The organism is Synechococcus sp. H55.10, assembly GCF_047502715.1.
Lineage (GTDB): Bacteria > Cyanobacteriota > Cyanobacteriia > Thermostichales > Thermostichaceae > Thermostichus.
In genome coordinates this window covers 1-17,659 of the sequence record NZ_JANSJJ010000107.1, presented here as the reverse complement: position 1 = coordinate 17,659, position 17,659 = coordinate 1, and the positions used below count along the sequence as shown (strand labels likewise).

14 protein-coding genes and 1 pseudogene are annotated in these 17,659 nt (G+C 59.0%); 6 read left to right on the top strand and 9 right to left on the bottom strand.

Going from position 1 to position 17,659, the window contains the following annotated elements; all coding sequences use genetic code 11:
• Positions 1–20: 20 nt before the first annotated feature.
• The 3 genes from fusA to rpsL all read right to left on the bottom strand — a co-directional run bounded on the left by fusA (position 21) and on the right by rpsL (position 3,237).
• Positions 21–2,144 (bottom strand): elongation factor G, encoded by a 2,124-nt coding sequence (gene fusA / locus NW858_RS07665; RefSeq protein WP_414349227.1) that lies wholly within the window; start codon positions 2,142–2,144, stop codon positions 21–23.
• A gap of 153 nt (positions 2,145–2,297) precedes the next feature.
• Positions 2,298–2,768: a 30S ribosomal protein S7 gene (rpsG, locus tag NW858_RS07660; RefSeq protein ID WP_414333474.1), complete on the bottom strand. Its 471-nt coding sequence runs from the start codon at positions 2,766–2,768 to the stop codon at positions 2,298–2,300.
• 61 nt (positions 2,769–2,829) lie between these two features.
• Entirely contained in the window at positions 2,830–3,237 is a 408-nt protein-coding gene (gene rpsL / locus NW858_RS07655) for a 30S ribosomal protein S12 (protein ID WP_414333476.1), read from the bottom strand.
• Between the two features lie 161 nt (positions 3,238–3,398).
• On the opposite strand from rpsL, the gene NW858_RS07650 reads away from it, so the two are divergent.
• Positions 3,399–4,100, top strand: a complete 702-nt coding sequence (locus NW858_RS07650; RefSeq protein WP_414333478.1) for a ComF family protein — start codon at positions 3,399–3,401, stop codon at positions 4,098–4,100.
• On the opposite strand, the gene NW858_RS07645 is transcribed toward NW858_RS07650, so the two are convergent.
• Together NW858_RS07645 and NW858_RS07640 are read right to left on the bottom strand one after the other, a co-directional pair.
• Positions 4,101–5,039, bottom strand: coding sequence for a prohibitin family protein (locus NW858_RS07645; RefSeq protein WP_414520230.1), 939 nt, complete (start codon positions 5,037–5,039; stop codon positions 4,101–4,103).
• Positions 5,040–5,145: 106 nt separating this feature from the next.
• Positions 5,146–5,949 carry a prohibitin family protein gene (locus NW858_RS07640; protein ID WP_414333482.1) on the bottom strand — a complete coding sequence of 268 codons (804 nt, stop codon included), beginning with the start codon at positions 5,947–5,949 and terminating at the stop codon, positions 5,146–5,148.
• Positions 5,950–6,185: 236 nt separating this feature from the next.
• Here NW858_RS07640 and NW858_RS07635 point away from each other — a divergent pair, with 236 nt between their 5' ends.
• Positions 6,186–6,467 carry a hypothetical protein gene (locus tag NW858_RS07635; RefSeq protein WP_414333483.1) on the top strand — a complete coding sequence of 94 codons (282 nt, stop codon included), beginning with the start codon at positions 6,186–6,188 and terminating at the stop codon, positions 6,465–6,467.
• 20 nt (positions 6,468–6,487) lie between these two features.
• Here the strand turns inward: NW858_RS07635 and NW858_RS07630 are convergent, their stop codons facing one another.
• The 4 genes and pseudogenes from NW858_RS07630 to NW858_RS07615 all read right to left on the bottom strand — a co-directional run bounded on the left by NW858_RS07630 (position 6,488) and on the right by NW858_RS07615 (position 12,506).
• The gene (locus tag NW858_RS07630) at positions 6,488–7,123 is read right to left on the bottom strand and encodes a 4Fe-4S single cluster domain-containing protein (protein WP_414368027.1); all 636 of its coding nucleotides are present in this window, start codon (positions 7,121–7,123) and stop codon (positions 6,488–6,490) included.
• A 399-nt stretch (positions 7,124–7,522) separates the two neighbouring features.
• Positions 7,523–9,568: a PhoX family protein gene (locus tag NW858_RS07625; RefSeq protein WP_414520229.1), complete on the bottom strand. Its 2,046-nt coding sequence runs from the start codon at positions 9,566–9,568 to the stop codon at positions 7,523–7,525.
• 211 nt (positions 9,569–9,779) lie between these two features.
• A complete protein-coding gene (locus tag NW858_RS07620) occupies positions 9,780–11,216 on the bottom strand; it encodes a DUF2079 domain-containing protein (RefSeq protein ID WP_414520228.1) in 1,437 nt (478 codons plus the stop codon).
• A gap of 174 nt (positions 11,217–11,390) precedes the next feature.
• Positions 11,391–12,506: pseudogene (locus NW858_RS07615) on the bottom strand (anhydro-N-acetylmuramic acid kinase).
• Between the two features lie 136 nt (positions 12,507–12,642).
• On the opposite strand from NW858_RS07615, the gene NW858_RS07610 reads away from it, so the two are divergent.
• The 4 genes from NW858_RS07610 to fmt all read left to right on the top strand — a co-directional run bounded on the left by NW858_RS07610 (position 12,643) and on the right by fmt (position 17,619).
• Positions 12,643–14,367, top strand: a complete 1,725-nt coding sequence (locus NW858_RS07610) for an electron transfer flavoprotein (RefSeq protein WP_414520227.1) — start codon at positions 12,643–12,645, stop codon at positions 14,365–14,367.
• Positions 14,368–14,440: 73 nt separating this feature from the next.
• Complete coding sequence (mgtE, locus tag NW858_RS07605) at positions 14,441–15,841, top strand: magnesium transporter (RefSeq protein ID WP_414520226.1); 1,401 nt, start codon at positions 14,441–14,443, stop codon at positions 15,839–15,841.
• Positions 15,842–15,917: 76 nt separating this feature from the next.
• The gene (locus NW858_RS07600; protein WP_414520225.1) at positions 15,918–16,625 is read left to right on the top strand and encodes a hypothetical protein; all 708 of its coding nucleotides are present in this window, start codon (positions 15,918–15,920) and stop codon (positions 16,623–16,625) included.
• A 25-nt stretch (positions 16,626–16,650) separates the two neighbouring features.
• On the top strand, positions 16,651–17,619 hold the full coding sequence (gene fmt / locus NW858_RS07595; protein WP_414520224.1) for a methionyl-tRNA formyltransferase: 969 nt from the start codon (positions 16,651–16,653) through the stop codon (positions 17,617–17,619).
• Positions 17,620–17,659 lie beyond the last annotated feature (40 nt).

Sequence of the window (17,659 nt, the reverse complement as noted above, 5' to 3'; positions counted from 1 at the left end):
TCCTTTTTGGTTTCAGTCAGCTACTCATTTCCTTTGTTTTTGGCAATGATGGCTTCGGCGATACTGCGAGGAACTTCCTCGTAGTGGCTGAACTCCATCGTGAAGGTGCCTCGACCCTGGGTTTTGGAGCGGATATCGGTGGCGTAGCCAAACATCTCTGCCAACGGAACTTTGGCATTGACCTTGGTGATGCCGCCTTCCGTATTCATCCCCTCCATCTGGCCGCGGCGGGCGTTGATGTCCCCGATGACGTCCCCCACAAAGGCTTCAGGAACTTCCACCTCGACCTTCATCATCGGCTCCAGAAGGACAGGGCTCGCTCTGCGAGCTGCCTCCTTCAGAGCCATCGAACCGGCGATCTTAAAGGCCATTTCGCTGGAGTCCACCTCATGGTAGGAGCCATCCACCAGGGTGGCGCGGATGTCGATCAGGGGATAGCCTGCCAGCACGCCGGATTCGCAGGCTTCCCGGATCCCTTGCTCAGCCGGCCCGACATATTCTTTGGGCACAACGCCACCCACGATTTTGGAGACAAACTCAAAGCCTGTACCCGGCTCTGCAGGCTCCAGGTCGATAACCACATGGCCATACTGACCCCGGCCACCACTCTGGCGAACAAACTTGCCTTCGACCCGGCTGACCGGCTTGCGAATGGTTTCGCGGTAGGCCACCTGCGGGTTGCCGACATTGGCCTCTACGTTGAACTCCCGCAGCATCCGATCCACCAGGATCTCCAGGTGCAGCTCGCCCATGCCGGAGATGATGGTTTGATTGGTCTCGGGATCCACCGAGACGCGGAAGGTGGGATCCTCTTTGGCCAAGGCCTGGAGGGCCTTGGAGAGCTTATCGATGTCGGCCTTGGTTTTGGGTTCTACAGCCACTGAGATCACTGGCTCTGGGATAAACAGAGACTCCAAGATCACGGGAGCATTTTCGTCGCAGAGGGTGTCTCCGGTGGTGGTGTCCTTCAGGCCCACCACAGCCCCCAGATCGCCTGCCCGCAGCTCATCCACGTCCAAACGTTCATCTGCTTTCAACACCACCAGGCGGGAGATGCGCTCTTTTTTGTTTTTGGTGGAGTTGAGCACATAGGTGCCTTTGGTCAACACTCCCGAATAGACGCGAATGAAGGTCAGATCCCCGTACTTATCGCTCATCAACTTGAAGGCCAGCGCCGAGAAAGGCTCATCGTCGCTGGCCTTGCGCGCCACCTCCGAGCCATCCGGCAGCACCCCCTTGATGGCGGGAATGTCGATGGGAGAAGGGAGGTAATCCACCACCGCGTCCAGCAGCATCTGCACACCCTTGTTCTTGAAGGCAGAGCCGCACAGCATCGGCACAATTTGGCCGCTGATGGTGCCCTTGCGCAGACCAGCCATCAGGTCGGCTTCGCTCAGGTCTTCCTCGGCAAAGTATTTCTCCATCAGGGCTTCGTCGGTCTCGGCCACCGCCTCCACCAGCTTGGCCCGGTATTCCGCCACGAGATCTTTCATCTCCTCCGGAATGGGGGCGGGACGAATGTCCTTGCCGATCTCATCCATGTAGATACGGGCCTGCATCCGCACCAAGTCAACAATGCCACAAAACCCGTCTTCAGCTCCAATGGGCAGTTGGATGGGCACAGCGTTGGCCTTGAGGCGCTCCCGGATCTGGTTGTAAACCTTGAGGAAATTGGCCCCCATGCGATCCATTTTGTTGACAAAGGCAATGCGGGGCACGTTGTAACGATTGGCTTGCCGCCAGACGGTCTCAGACTGAGGTTGCACGCCGCCCACCGAGTCAAAGACGGCGATTACCCCATCCAGCACCCGCATGGAGCGCTCAACCTCGATGGTGAAATCCACGTGCCCAGGCGTGTCGATGATGTTGATGGTGTACTCCGGTGCGCCGAGGAGGGGCTGGGAAGGATTTTCGGGATCCCGCTTGGTCCAACGGGTGGTGATGGCCGCAGCCGTGATGGTGATGCCCCGCTCCCGCTCCTGAGCCATCCAATCGGTTACCGCAGTTCCGTCGTGCACTTCGCCAATTTTGTGCACCAGACCGGAATAGAAAAGGATCCGCTCTGTGGTCGTGGTCTTGCCGGCATCGATATGAGCCGCGATGCCAATGTTTCGGACTCGTTCCAGGGGAACTGTGCGTGCCACGTCAACCTCCCAATCCTCGTCGCCCTGCGATTTGGGCAACCTAAAAAATCCTTTACAATTCTAATCTTTTTTGCCGATTTTGCTCCACTTGCCCGAACTCTGGGTGGACAGAGCAGGGATCCCAGGGACTACCCACCGCCCTGCCAAACGGATTCAGTAGCGGTAGTGGGCAAAGGCCTTGTTGGCCTCGGCCATGCGATGCACTTCCTCCCGCCGCCGAATGGTGCTGCCGGTTTCGTTGGCCGCATCCATGATCTCATTGGCCAGCTTGGCGGCCATGGTGCGGCCGGGACGGGCGCGGGAAAAGGTGACCAACCAGCGCAGCGCCAGGGAAGTTCCTCGTTCTCCCCTCACCTCCACCGGGACTTGATAGGTAGCCCCGCCCACCCGACGCGCCTTGACCTCCACCAGGGGGGTGGCGTTGCGGACAGCATTTTCCAACAGAGGCAGTGGCTCTTGACCGGTGCGCTCCCGCACAATGTCCAGAGCCTCGTAAAGGATCCTGGCAGCCAGGGAGGCCTTGCCCCTCTGCATCAATTTGCGGATCAGCATGGTGACCAAGCGGCTCCCGTATTTGGGATCCGGTGGCACATCACGGCGAGGCGCACGGTTGCGGCGAGACATAAGAGGTGGGTTACCTGTTGCAGAAAGGGTTGGGAAAGGAGGACAAGCGAGATGCCAAAGGCTATTTTTTCTTGCCGGCGGCGGCTGGGGCTTGGCCGGGCTTGGGCCGTTTGGCCCCGTATTTGGAGCGGCCTTGCTTACGGTCTTTTACCCCTGCAGCATCGAGTGTGCCGCGGATAATGTGATAGCGCACGCCGGGCAGGTCTTTGACTCGTCCTCCGCGAATCATGACCACCGAGTGCTCTTGCAGGTTGTGGCCGATGCCGGGAATGTAAGCTGTGACCTCAAAGCCAGAAGTGAGGCGAACGCGAGCTACTTTTCGCAGCGCCGAGTTGGGCTTTTTGGGTGTTGTCGTGTACACTCGGGTGCAAACCCCCCGCCGCTGTGGACAACCCTTCAGGGCAGGGGACTTGGTTTTGCGGACGGCGACGCTGCGCTCCTCGCGGATCAGTTGCTGGATGGTGGGCATGGGCTGGCAAAGAAGGCTACAACTCAAGTTATCCGGCAGTATTGAATCCTAGCAAGGCGGGATCCCAGCGTCAACTTAGGGATCTGCTGCCGGGGCTGTGACTTGAGTCTTTTGACTAGACTGGAGCCATCGGCAGGAGGTGGGGAGAGGGGCAACAGGCGATGGGCTGGCTGGATTGGTGGATTGCGCTTCCCTGTCCGCTCTGCCAGCGCCCGGCCAAGGCTGTGTTTTGTCGAGACTGTCAGCAGCGATTGCAGGCGGAGCGGCTCGACTCTTGGCCAGTTACCACTTCGCCTTGGCCGCTTTATGCTTGGGGGATCCACCGGGGAGCGCTGCGCAGGGCTCTCTATTGCCTGAAATATGAAGGACAGCGGCGCATAGGCGCGGTTTTGGGGGAATGGCTGGGATCCCGTTGGCTCGAAAGCCGGCAACCTTCTTCAGGCTCTCGTAGGGCCTACGGCTCGGACTATACGGTCGTCCCCATCCCTCTGCATGCGGAGCGCCTGCGGCAACGGGGCTACAATCAGGCGGCCCTGATCAGCCAAGCCTTTTGTGAGCGGACGGGTCTAAGACATTTACCTGAAGCTTTGGTGCGGGTGCGGGCCACGGCGGCCCAATATGAGCTCAACCCGCTGCAACGCCAGCAAAATCTGGCAGGCGCCTTTGCCCTCCAGTACGCTCCCGCCACGCCAGTTCTGTTGGTGGATGACATCTACACCACCGGCTCCACCGTTCAAGCGGCGCAGCAGGTCTTGGTTGCCGCTGGGATCCCGGTGGCCGGGGTGATTGTTGTGGCCAAAGCGCAGCCGGCTGCCCACCACCCCACCCTGCCCCAGGAGCTCCGACGGCGTGGCCAGGCCTGACTATTGGGCCTGTTGCGCGGCTGCCTGTCGGGGATCCACGTTGAGGAACACGGTGGCATCCCCCTCGACGCGAATGATGCGCAGAGGTGGCAGTGAGTCCGCCGGGTTTTGGATGCGCTCCTGCAGCTTTTCGTAAAACAGCAGATCCGCCAGTTCCGCGTTTTCCGCTGCCGCCTGTCCCTTTAGCTCGATGGCCCGCTGGTTGGCTGCCGCTAGGATCAACAGCCGCTCGGTTTCTTTTTGTTGAATTTGCGCCCGCACTGCTGCTGTTTGTGCCGTGATCGAGGCCACCTGTTTGCGTTCAATGGAATCTCGCAGGGCTTGTGGAAAATCGGGGTTGCCCAGAAAGAGGCCCTCTACCTGGATCAGGGGCAGGGCTTGGCCATCGCGGTTGACGGTGGGCATCTCTTGGCGGATCAAGTCCAGGGCCCGCTGCTCGATGGCTGTGCGCTGGCTTTTGCGGTAAAAATCTTCGGAATCGAAAGAAGCAGAGATATCGCGGATCTTGGAGCGCACTACCGGCACCACCACTGTCACAAGATAGTTCTCGCCGATGGTGGCGTGCAGCTCGTCCAAAGTGGCAAGGTTGGGCCTGAGGGCAATGGCCACATCGACGGCAAAAGCCTGCCCGTCAGCAGTGTTTACCGTGATGGCATTGCTGATGGCATTGGCCGAGTTGGGGTTGTTGGTAAACTCCCAAACGCGGGTGAGCACGCTGTAGGTGATTGGCGTCTCGATCGCCGGGATCCGGAACATCACTCCCGGCAATTCTACCCGCCCCTTTTGCAACCCCGAAAAGGTATTAAACACCACAGTGGCATGGCCGGGCAAAGTGACATACAGGCAGGCGCGGAGCATCCCCAAAGCTGCCAAGAGGGCAATCCCGCCCAAAGTTAGCCAACCAACTTTACTCTGGTGTGCTTCTTCTGTTGAATACATAGTGGCTGATCCCGTTTTGAGGTCTGAGGGAAGAGCTGGAGCAGATGGGGCCAGGCCCGAAAACTGTTCGCGTCAGCGGGACGGAGTCCTTTTTCTATTAGGTTTTCTATTTGGTTATCAAAGTTTCCAGCCGGGATCCCAGGACGGAGGCTTTCACCACCTCTAGGTACTTGGGATTCTGGGTGAGGGCCTGGGCCTTGGCTCGCAATTGGCCGGCTTCTGCCTCGGCTTGAGCAATGATGCTGCGAGCATCTTGGCGCGCCTGCTCGATCTCAAATTGTTTTTGCGCCAGTTGGTTTTCGGCGATAGTTTTTGCTTCAATAGCGGCTACAAAATCGGGATCGAAATCCACATCCCGCAGCAGAAAGTCCAAAACCTCGACGCCGTATTCCTTCAGCAAAAGGGCCACTCGTTCGCGAATTTGTCCTTGAAGCAGCGGGCGTTCGGTGGAATAGAGAGCTTGGGCGGAAAAGCCGCTGGTCTCATTCAAGATGACCGACCGGACGATGGGGGCAATGCGATCCAAGTAGTTCTCCCCCAGTTGGGTGTAGACCTTGGGGGCATCGAGAATACGAAATTGCAGCGTCGCCTCAGCCGCAATCTGCTGCCCATCCTGAGAGAGGGCCACCAGCCGCGGCGCATAGGCGGTCGGGTCGTTGTCCTTCCAGGTCAGAGCCTGCGTTTTTACGTCGAAGGTAACGGTGCGCGAGACAAAAGGCGGCACCCAATGCAGCCCTGGCTGCAAAGCAGTCGGACTCACTCCCCCACCCCAGGTAAACAGCACCATATTCTCGCCGTTGCCCACCAAGCGCAGCGGCCTGCCCGCCGCCACCAGGATCAACGCCACTCCCACAAGAGTAGCTTTGGGCAACCAGCGACCCACCCGGCTTTCCCAACCTTCTGCTCGCATCTCTCCATCTCCTGCCAATGCAGCCATTCTCGCGGCTGTGAGAAGGTCGAGCTGAGAAACGGCTGCTATCTTTTAAGCTTTCTGCAGGGATCCCCGTCCTCTTTCTCAGACCCCCAGACGATGTTACTCGGTATCAAAAAGTTTACAAAAGATCACTTCACAATTCGCAAAGACCCAGGATAAGCCGGCAAAAAGGGAAGAAGATTAAAACATAATAAAGATTTGGGTTGCCGTTCATGCTGCCTACTATCGATTACGAGCGGCGAGATATCCAGGTGCCACCCTCCTGCATTGCCGTTGCGGCTCGGGCCTTGATCCGGCAGGGGGTATCCGTCTGCTGGCGGGAAGAAAGTCTATCTGCCCTGATTCGTCTGGGATCCAAAGGAGCCGGCGATCGAGCTGCCATTTTGCTGGTGGAAATGAGCCTCATGGGCCAGCCGGAGGAGCTGAAAAACTGGCTGGAGATGTGCTGGCAACTGCCCGCCTATCGCCGCGAGCCGTTGCGGGTGGGGGGATAGGGGATCCCTGGGGAGGCGCGCTAGCCTCGTTCGGACTCGTCGAAGAGAAACTGCCCGCCGTAGCCGGTGACGATGCGGGTTCCATCTTTGAGGATATGGATTTCCACTTGGTTGCTGGCCCAATTCAGTTGGTTTTCCAAGGCAGGGTTAAAGACATGTACCCGCTGGTTGCGGGAAGAGACCAGCGAGTGGGGGGAGCGAATGGCCTGGGATTGCAGATAGGGCCCGTCCACCAAAATATCCAGCTCCTGCAACAGCTCTTGGGCGCCGGGGGGAGCCTGGGGGGATCGCAACTCTTCCAGCGTGAATCCACTGAAGGCCATCGCCGTTAGCCCTTTCGCCTTCAGGAGCCGCGCCAAGCTGGCCAGGGCAGGAGCCTGCCAGAAGGGCTCTCCTCCCGAGAAGGTCACTCCCTCGTTTCTGGGGTTGCTGAGGATTTGCTCGGCCAAGTCAGCAACCTTGACCAGTTGGTTGACCTCAAACGGCCAAGAAGCGGGGTTGAAGCAGCCTGGGCACTCCCGCAGGCAGCCCTGCACCCAAACCACCGCGCGCCGGCCCGGCCCATTCACTTCCGATTCGTCCACATATCCCATCAGGTTGAGATAACCGGGAGGGATCCGGGCCTGAAAGTCCAGTGCGATCTTTGCCTTGGACATGGGTCACCTGCTGCAAAACGGCTTTGAGACTACTCTTAGCCTAGTGGGAAGCCGAACGCGAAAGCTGCAATCTTATAGTCATTTCAAATTTGGAGATGTCTCCACAGTGCTCCGCGCCGCTGACACCCTCACCCCCGGCCCCTCTCCCTGAGGGAGAGGGGAGTTAGAGCGGCGCGTTCGCGACAGCGTTGCGAAGCAATAACAACGTAGAGAAAAGTTTCATGGCTATTTGAATGACCATACGTCCCGCTATCGGAATCGGCGCCATTTAGCTATTTGTTGTACTTGCTGGCGTCTCATTGTTACTTGAATGTTATCTGAATTGACTACAAGAAAGCGGCAGAGAAGGGATCCCTGCCGCCCGATTTCCTGGGGAGTTGGCAACAGAATCAGTATTGATTAAGTACCGATAATGCCACCGTCATTTTTGGTAATCACCACCACCGCCGAGCGGGGGTAGATGTTGTTGTCATAATTGGGCCAGCGAGAAATGATCTTGCCGGCGGCAAAGTCTTCCTCGCTGGTGCTGGCACCAGGGTGCTGCACGTTGATGAACAGAGTGCGCTGGTCGGGAGTGGTGACCACGCCGGTGATCTCCTGTCCGATCGGCCCGGTCAAGAAGCGGCGAATTTCGCCGGTATCCGGATCGGCAGCCAGCATCTGGTTGTTGCCGAACTGGGCAAAATCTCCCTTGTTGAGGTTGCTCTCGCTACAATCCGTTTGGATCCAGAGGCGACGGCTGGCATCGAACCACAACCCATCGGGAGAGTTGAAGATGTTGTCCGAGCTGAGAGCTTGGCCGGATAAGGTGCGGCTATCTCCTGGCGGGCCGGCCAGGACGAAGATGTCCCACTCAAAGCGGGTAGCTTGGGGCTGGCCATTGGCTTCCTTCCAGCGGATGATGTGGCCCCACTGGTTTTTGGGACGAGGGTTGGCGGCGTTCACCTGGTCTTGTTCCCGCTTGCTGTTGTTGGTTAGGGTGAAGTAGACCATGCGGGTCTTGGGATCCACTGCTCCCCACTCGGGCCGATCCATCTTGGTGGCGCCGACGAAGTCTGCCGCGGTGCGGGTGTTTACCAATACATCCGCCTGGCTGGTGAAACCATTCTCGGGGGTGAAGCCGTTTTGCCCAAACACCAGCGGGATCCACTCCCCTGTGCCGTCTTCGTTGAACTTGGCCACGTACAGGGTGCCGTTGTCCAGCAGGTGGCCGCCTGCCGTCTCCTTGCGGTAGGGCTCGGCAGAGACGTACTTGTAGATGTACTCAAAGCGGGCATCGTCCCCCATGTAGAGCACAATCGGCTGCCCTTCCACCGGCGGCTGGAACACCACGCCCTCATGGGCAAAGCGGCCCAGAGCTGTGCGCTTCTGGGGCTTGCTGCTGGGATCAAAGGGATCGATCTCCACCACCCAGCCAAAGGTGTTGGGCTCGTTGCGGTAGTCCTGGGTGGCATCTGCAGCGGTGGGGGTGGCGTTGAAGCGGATGAACTCGTCGGCGTTGTTGCTGGCCAGCTCCCAGCCGTAGCGGGAGGTCTCGGTGCTCACGCCGTAGCGCTTGTGCTCGCGGGGCAGGTTGGGCTTTTGATCCGGCCCTTTGCTGGTGTTGGTGAAGTAGCCGGCCCAGTTCTCCTCGCAGGTGAGGTAGGTGTTCCAGGGAGTAACCCCGTGGGCGCAGTTGTTTAAGGTGCCCCGTGTCATCGTGCCATCGGGGCTGAACTTGGTCTTGACGAAGTCGGATCCCCGCACCGGGCCCTGGATCTCCATGAGGGTGAGGCCGGTGATGCGGCGGTTGAGGCGATCCCGCACCACAGTCCAGTTACCGTCCGCCTCCCGCTTGATGTGGACAATGCTCACCCCGTGGGCGTTTAGCTCTTTCAGCACTTGATCGGGATCGCGGCTGCCGTCGGGGTTGACTGGGTAGCTCTCGTCGTTAAGCTTTTGACCCTTGGCGGCAGCATGCATAAAGCGCGGCTCCACATACTCGTGGTTGAACACCAACAAGCCCTCGGTGGAACTGCCCTGCCAGGGATCCTTGCCCTCAATGGGGAAGAAGTGCATGCCGTCGTGGTGGCTGCCCACCTGCATCCCCTGCTCGGCGCCGGTGTTCTCCAGCTTGAACTCAGGGTAGGTGCCGGTGATAGGGGTACCCCAGGCCAGCAGCGGTCGAGCCGTGTAGCCTTCCGGTACCACCACTTTGTCCTCTGCGCTCACGGGGATCGCCTTGAAACCCAGCAAGGCACTACCGCTGGCCGCTTTGGCCGATTTACTAGCGTTGTTTAGCGCCGGTAGGCCAAAAAAGGTGGCCACTGCCGCGGCAACTCCCCCCTGCAACACTTGGCGCCGCTGCAGGCGAGTTTCCAGGATGCTGCTAAAGGTGGGGTTGGGCGAATGATTGCACAGAGGTTCGTCCCCATGGCGAAGCCTAGAATCCTGTGGATTATTCATGTTGAGTTCTCCCCTTCTCTTGTCTTGTCGATCTTTTATTCCCTGCGTTCTTCACGCATTGGGACAGGCCCCCCAAAGCTAGTACCTAGAAGTTAAGAAGAGACCAAGACCAAGTTAAGCCTCGCCAATATGAAGAATTTCTTTAGGTTGAGGCAATAGTTTTTAACAATTTGTTGGGCCGTTTCGACTTGTTTAGAGTGGCCAGCTAAGCCTAAAGTTCTTGTCGTATCCTAGAGAACAAATACACCCCATCGCGATGGTAGAGAAGCTGAAACGAGGTTTCTTTTTGTAAGGCGGCAAGCAGGGTCTGGGAGAACTCTGGGCTGCTGCGCCACCCCGGATGGCGGCTGTTAAGCAAAACGTAGTCAAAGGGATCCCATTGTTCGGGGGGAGATCCCTTGAAGTGGCTCTCATCAGTAAAGTAGATAACTTGCCGGTGGGTGAGGTGGGGGCTAATCTCATGGGTAGTGAGGACGCCCCCTTGGGTGGTGATGTGGGCAAGGGCCTCGCGAGTGGCCTGCCAAGTGTCAAGAGACTGAAGATAGATGGAGCCGAAAAAGGGGTATTTTGCCAGAGCTAAAAAAGCCAGCAAAGACCAGGCTAGCGCTGCTTTTCTGCTTTTGACGGAGCAAAACCAAAAGGGGAATGCTTTCGCGTTTTCGATAACAGCTAGAAAGAGAAAAGGAACAACAGGTAATGCATACTGATGCACCAGATCCCGATAGGCGGGATTGCTAGAAAGTATATTCAGCCCCAGGGTTGGCAGGGCAGGGATCCAGGGATCCCAGTGGCGCCAGGAGAGGCCCCAAGCCACAGGAATGATTAACAAAAATCCATAGAATAGGGTGTCGAGAGAGAAGACTTTGCCCAGGACTAATGTTGGCTTGAGGACCAAGTTTTGGATAATTTCAGGAACGGAACTGCCCAAATAGCTATAGTGAGAAACGGCTGCCGGCTCGCTGCCACTGAAGTGAGGAATAATCCAAAAAGCGGCCATGCCAAACCAAGCCGACCCTGTCGCTATGGCAAGCCAGCCGGCCACTTGGCAGCGCCTTTCAACTCGTCTGCTTTCAAAGAGCAACAGCCAAGCTCCCAGGGCAACGACATTGAGAGACAACACCGCCTTGCAGCCGAGGATACCGCCTAGGCACAGCAAAAACCCCCACAACTTGCCAGAGCGAATACAGAGTATAGCTGCCAAAAAAAGGGGAACGGCCAACACTTCTGGATGAAAATCAAAAAGGTTGGCGTTGAAGATGGCCGGGTAGAGAAGATAGGCGGCGGCAATTGTTCTCGCCCTGCCAGAATCAATCTCGACCTGGAGCGCCAGATGGTAAACGGCCAGCGCTCCCAGCGTTAGTGCCAGAGCTTGAATGCCGAACAGCCAATATACAGAGGGAACAATGCGATACAAAAGACTGAGAGGATACAAGATAAAAGCTGCGTGATCCCCAAGAATGTGGATCCCGCGAATAGTAGAAAAAGGAAACTCGCCACGGCTGATTAAATAAACAGCTTGGTCGAAAATACCGAGATCATATCCTCCTGACTGAAACAAGTGATGCCGCGCAACACTGCAGCTCAAGAGAATGAAGAAATTACAAAGCGCCATTGCCGTCAGGCACAAAGGTAGAGGACGATCTTTCATAAGAACCAGGGCTCTTGGATCCTGTAGATCTCGGCAAGGCAACTTTACCGTCTTTCTCAGCCTTGCGTCACATCCCAGCGAGTCTGGATTGGGCAGATGAACCGTCTCAAGCCCGGGCCTCTCTCTTTCTTCAGGAGTATGAGAAAGCTTATTGGGGACAACGGTACAGATGAGCTAGGACTGGTTACGACAAGAGGGTGTAATTTGGCCCAAGATGGTAGCACGTCTTGCTCCAGTTGCTTCCGGCAAACTGTTGGTCTCACCCTGCCAGGTTTTATAAGCTAATACCGCAAAAGCAAAGGCTTCTTTGGCTGCAGAAGGGATCCCCACTTGGTCGGAGGTAAGCAGGGTTGTGGCCGGCAGTTGTTCCTGCAACAGTTGCATGAGGACAGGGTTTTGGGTGCCGCCACCGCTGACGATAACTTGCTCTGGGATCGCGGGCAAGAAGTCTCTGTAAGCTTGGGCAATGGAGCGAGCGGTAAACCCCGTTAGCGTGGCAATGCAGTCGTGGGCGGAGGCAAATTGGGGCCAAATTCGTTCCAAGTAAAGGGATCCAAAGTACTCTCGGCCAGTGGTTTTGGGCGGTGCTTTATGAAAGTAGGGATCCCGCATCCATTCTGTAATTTTTTCCCAGTGGATCTGGCCTTGGGTAGCCCATTTTCCGTCGCGATCAAAAGCTTATTGTCCTTGGCTGGCCCGCATCACCGCCAAATCGATCAACACGTTGCCGGGGCCGGTGTCGAAAGCCAAAGGGGATCCGCCGCTGCTGAGGCTAGGGAGATAGGTAAGGTTGGCTATGCCGCCGATGTTTTGGGCCGCCCGATGGAAGTGGGGATGACTCAGCAACAGCCAATCCACAAAAGCCACCAAAGGTGCGCCCTGGCCCCCTGCTGCCATGTCCCGCGCCCGAAAGTTGCTCACCACAGGGATCCCGGTCAGCTCGGCAATCACCGCCGCTTCACCGATTTGTAAGGTCGAGGCTTCTGGCCCATCGGGGCTGTGCCAAAGGGTTTGGCCGTGGCTGCCGATGAGATCGACCTGTGGGGGGGTGAGGTGGGCCGCTTGGATCCCTTGCAGGGCCGCTTCCGCAAAAGCGCGACCCAAACGAAAGTTTAAAGCGCAGATATGGTCTACCGTGCCGGTTTTGGGATCCGCAGCCCGCAAAATCTCTGCCCGCAGCAGCGGGCAATAGGGGATTGTTTGGAAATGCAACAGCTCCCACCGGAGAGGATCGTTGCCCTCGATGTGGACGATGGCTACATCGATCCCGTCCACAGAAGTGCCCGACATTAAGCCAATGACAATCACCTATCCTGTCGAGGGCTCGGCGCAGAGGCTTGAGAAGGTCTAAAGTTTTGCCCCCTTTTGGCCTTCCCTCTCTAGGATACAGGCAGGGTATCCAGAGCCGCTGCGTGGGGAATTCTGCATGAGTGACGCCATCCGCTATGACCTGCTTTTGGTGGGAGGAAGCTCCTCCAACCTGATCCTGGCCCATCGCCTTTTGGATCTGGCCCAGCTCTCGGGGCTCAAAATCTCCATCGCCATCTTGGAAAAAGCCCGGCAATTTGGCGGGCACATTGTCAGTGGTGCCATCTGCAATCCCCAGGCCGTCGCCAGGCTCTTCCCGGATTTTGAGAGCCAAGGATTTCCCCACGAGGGGCGGGTGGAAGTCAGCCACCTGAGTGTACTGGGATCCCAAGAGCGCTGGGATCTGCCGGAAGCAGCGATCCCAAAGGGGTTGCGCAAGCAGGGGCAGTTCATCCTCACCCTTAGCCATGTCATCCGCTGGCTGGCCGAAACCCTGCAGGAAAAGGCCAAAGGGATCCCCAACGTTACCCTGGATCTGTTCCCCGGCTTTGCTGCCCACGAGATCCTCTATGAGGGGGAGCGAGTCATTGGGGTGCGGGTGAGCGACTCCGGCCAAGTTTACGAAGATTGCGTCTTTGCCGACCTCACTTGTTTTGGCGACAAGGGATTTATCTCCAAAGACCTGGTCGAGAAGTTTCACCTGCGCCCTCGGCCGCAACTGTGGTCGGTGGGGGTCAAAGAGCTGTGGCAGATCCCTCGCTCGCTGCAGGGGCAGGTGTGGCACACCTTGGGCTACCCGGTTTTGGATGGCAGCTTCAGCGGCGGCTTTGTCTACGGCCTCAAAGATAACCGCCTGGCCCTGGGCCTGATCATCGGCCTCGACAGCAAAAATCCCAACCTCAACCCGCAGCAGCGCCTGCAGGAGTTCAAAGCCCATCCCTGGATCCAATCCCTGATTGCCGGTGGCAAGTTGCTCAAGTACGGGGCTGCCGTCATTCCTGAGGGAGGCTACTACAGCCTGCCCACCCGCTTTGGCGTCGAAGGGGCTTTGCTCTTGGGGGATGCCCTGGGGGTGCTGGATGTGGGCAGCCTGGCTGGGGTGGATAATGCGATGGAGACCGGCTACCTGGCGGCGGGCCTCATTCACGACGGCTTTTTAAAAGGGGATCTGCGCATCCAAGAGGCCTACCAAAAAGCCGTGATGGAGAGCTCGGTGGGGCAAGATCTCTACCGCAGCCGCTATTTTCGGGAAGCCTTTTTGGAAAACTCCCGCCTGCTGGAAGCGTACCTGCCCCAGCTCTGCCGCAGCGTCGATGCCGGCCACCCCTGGCTGGGATCCCTGCGCTGGGGCCTGCAGGATCCCGTGCGTCGCGGCGGGGAACTCCTGCGCGCTTACACCCTGCTCAGCGGACGGGTCAGCGCCGGCGAGCCGCCCCCACGGGGGTATGTTGCCCCCCATGCCGCCATCCAAGCGGACTTTGTGGCCCCCACAGGTCTGGATCCTGAAGCATTGACCACGCGAGCGGGCTATTTCTCGCGGTCGGATGCCGTCTTTTTTGCCGATCCCCGCTACCCGGAAGGCAACCGCCACATCCTTGAGTTCAGCGCTGACACCTGCCGCCAGTGCATTGCCACCTACGCCAAGCTAAACCGCCCTACCCCCTGCGTGGCCGACTGCACCGCAGAAGTCCACCACATCCGCGAACACAATGGGATCCGCTCCCACGCCATGTCTCTGGAAAACTGCATCCAGTGCCGCACCTGCGAGATCGTCTGCCCCCACCTCAACCTACGGGTTAACCCCAGCTACGAGGGATCCGGCCCCGACTTTTATGGGCTCTAGGAAAACGGGGGCAGGGAGTACAGACTCAGCTTTGCTGGCATAGTTAAAGCTAGAGTTGCAGGGAGTGCAGCCGTTGAATTCCGCCCCGCTGATCCCACCCGCCCCCAGCCCTGAGTTGAGCCGCGAGCAATTTTGTGAGCTCTTGCGTGGCCAGCTCAGCTTGGCCCTAAGGGAAAACACCTTGGAACAAGCCAAATCTCTCCTGCTGCCCGTACAAGCGGTGGACATTGCCGAGGTAATCGGGGAGTTGCCGGAGGCGCAGCAGGCTCTGGCCTTTCGCTTGCTGCCCAAGGATCTGGCCATCCGCGTTTACGAACACCTGGACATAGATCTGCAACAGGCGCTGCTGCGCGAGTTCAGGAGCCACGAGATCCAGGACATCTTGGACAAGATGTCGCCGGACGACCGGGCCCGCCTCTTCGACGAGCTGCCGGCCAAGGTGGTTGCCGAACTGCTGCCCCAGCTCAGCCCCCAGGAACGGGAAGCCACGGCCCTGCTGCTGGGCTATGCCCCCAACACCGCGGGGCGGATCATGACCCCGGAGTACATTTCCCTGCGAGAGAACCTGACGGCAGCCGAGGCACTGGAGCGGGTGCGCCTCTTGGCCCGCGAAACCGAGACCATCTACTACCTCTACGTCACCGACCAGGAGCGACACCTGACGGGAACCCTATCCTTGCGGGAGTTGGTGATGGCCGATCCGGCCCAGCGGCTGGAGGAGGTGATGAGCCGGGAGGTGGTGTTTGTCAGCACCCACACCGACCAGGAAGAGGTGGCGCAGGTCATCCAGCGGTACGACCTGTTGGCGGTGCCGGTGGTGGATGCCGAGCGGCGACTGGTGGGGATCGTTACGGTAGATGATGTACTGGACATCGTGGAGCAAGAGGCCACCGAAGACATCTACTCCTTGGGGGGGTTGCAGTCTGGAGAAGATGACTATTTCGACCTCAGTTTTTGGCAGGCAGCCCGCAAGCGGGTGGTGTGGCTGCTGATTTTGCTGCTTACCAACACCTTTACCAGCACGATTATTGCCGGCCAGGAAGAAGTCTTAAGCCAGGTGATCGCCCTGGCGGCTTTTATCCCACTGTTGGTGGATAGCGGCGGCAACGTCGGCTCCCAGTCTTCGACGGTGGTGATTCGCGGCCTGAGCACGGCAGCGGTGCGCCTCAAGGACGGGTTGGGGGTACTGGCCCGGGAAGCAGTGGTGGGAGCCATGCTGGGGATCATGCTCAGCTTGATCACCATCGGCTGGGCCTATGCCCTGCAGCGGGATCTCCTGGTGGCGGTCATCGTTGGGCTAAGCCTATTTGGGATTTCTGTTCTCTCTTCGGTGTCAGGGGCGGGGCTGCCCTTTCTGTTTCGCTCCTTTGGTCTGGATCCGGCCTTGATGGCCGCCCCCTTCATCACCACGATTGTGGACGTGCTGGGGGTGTTGATCTACTTCTACGTTGCCCGTTTAATCCTGGGAATCTAGCCCTAGCCGCCAACCCCTCCAAGCCCTTGCCGAAATTGGGCTAGGTTGGATCTGGTCTTGTTGCGGATCCCTGCCGGTGTCTGCCCATTCTGTGGATGTCCAGGCGGCTCTGCCGGAGATCGTGGCTCGCTTGCAAGCAGCCCTGGGATCCCTGGGGCTGGGACATCTGCAGGTGCAGGCGCGTCTTTCCGGCCAACGTCTGTTGCTGCGCCTGGAGGGGGATCCCCTCCCGGATCCGGAGCGGCTGCTGCAGGGCCTCTTGCCAACCCTGGAACAACTGGCGCTGAGCTACCGGCAGCGACTGGTGGAGCTGTTCGGCTTTCCTCTGGGAGAAGGGATCCCGGAGTGGCACCGCGAGTGGCGCTACCAGCCGCCGCCCAACCCCAACAGCCCGCTGTACCGTGCCCAACGCGGGGATGGAGAAGCCATCCAGTATGTGCTCAACTACCTGCTGCGCCCGCAAGGGCTCCAGGCCCGCGTCCATCTGCACCCCAAGCTGAGCCTCTTACAGGTGAACTTGCAGGCAGCGGAAGTTCCGGATCCGGCCTGGGCCAAGGATTTTGTGCGGCGGGTCTTGACCCGTCTGGAATGGACCTTTGTGCAACGGCTGCGGCTTTCTGGGCAGAAGCTCGGCTCCTTCTTGCCGGCCTGGAGCCAAGAGTTCGATCTCAAACAGCCCGTCTTTTGGCAGGCTCCCCCGGCCAGGCTTTCTCCCTTTCCCTCTCCGGCAGCCGACACTCTAGATGACGAGCCCTCTCCGCCTTCCCCTGCCCCTCTAGACTAAAGGGCAGGGCTCAGAGGGGTCGGTCATGCGGGTTGTTTTCTTTGGCACGCCGGAGTTTGCCCTGCCTTCCCTGCAGATCCTGTTGCAGCGGCAGTCTTCCTTTGAAGTAGTGGGCTTGGTCTGCCAGCCGGATCGGCCGCAGGGACGAGGGCAGAAGGTGCTCCCGCCGCCCACCAAGGTCCTTGCCCAAGCCCATGGGATCCCGGTGTGGCAGCCTGTCCGGCTGCGGCGGGATGCGGAGGTGCTGGCGGCGCTAGAGGCGCTGGCTGCCGATGTGTTTGTGGTGGTGGCCTATGGCCAAATCCTGCCGCCGGCGGTGCTGCAAATGCCCAGGTTGGGCTGCGTCAATGTCCACGCCTCCCTTCTGCCGGCTTACCGCGGCGCTGCCCCCATCCAGTGGGCCATTGCCAACGGCGAGACCGAGACCGGCGTCACCACCATGCTCATGGACGAGGGCCTGGATACAGGAGCCATCTTGCTGCAGGCCAAGCTGCCCATTGGGCCGGAGCAGACTGGGCTGGAACTGGCCTCCCAACTGGCCCAACTGGGGGCCGAGCTACTGGTGGAAACCCTGGTGAAACTAGAAAAAGGAGAGATCACCCCCATCCCCCAGGATGACTCGCGGGCCACCTATGCCCCCCTGCTCAAAAAGCAGGACTTCCAGCTCGATTGGCGGCGCCCAGCCCAGGCCTTGCACAACCAAATCCGCGCCTTTTCTCCCGACTGCTTTACCGGCTTGCAGGGAAAACGGATTAAGATTGTCCGCTCTGCCGCTCCCCAGTTGCATCCACCCCCTGACCCTCTTCCCCAGGGCAGCCCCGGAGAAGTGGTGGGACTGGCCAAAGGAGAAGGGGTGTATGTGGCTACCGGCGAGGGATCCCTTCTCATCCGGCGGGCCCAACTGCCCGGCAGAAAAGAACAGTCGGCCTGGGACTTGGTCAACGGCGGCCAGCTCAGGGTGGGCATGCGCTTTGAGGCGCTGCCGGATCCCTAGCCCCCCTCTCCCCCTGGGAGAGGGGGGCTAGGGATCCGGC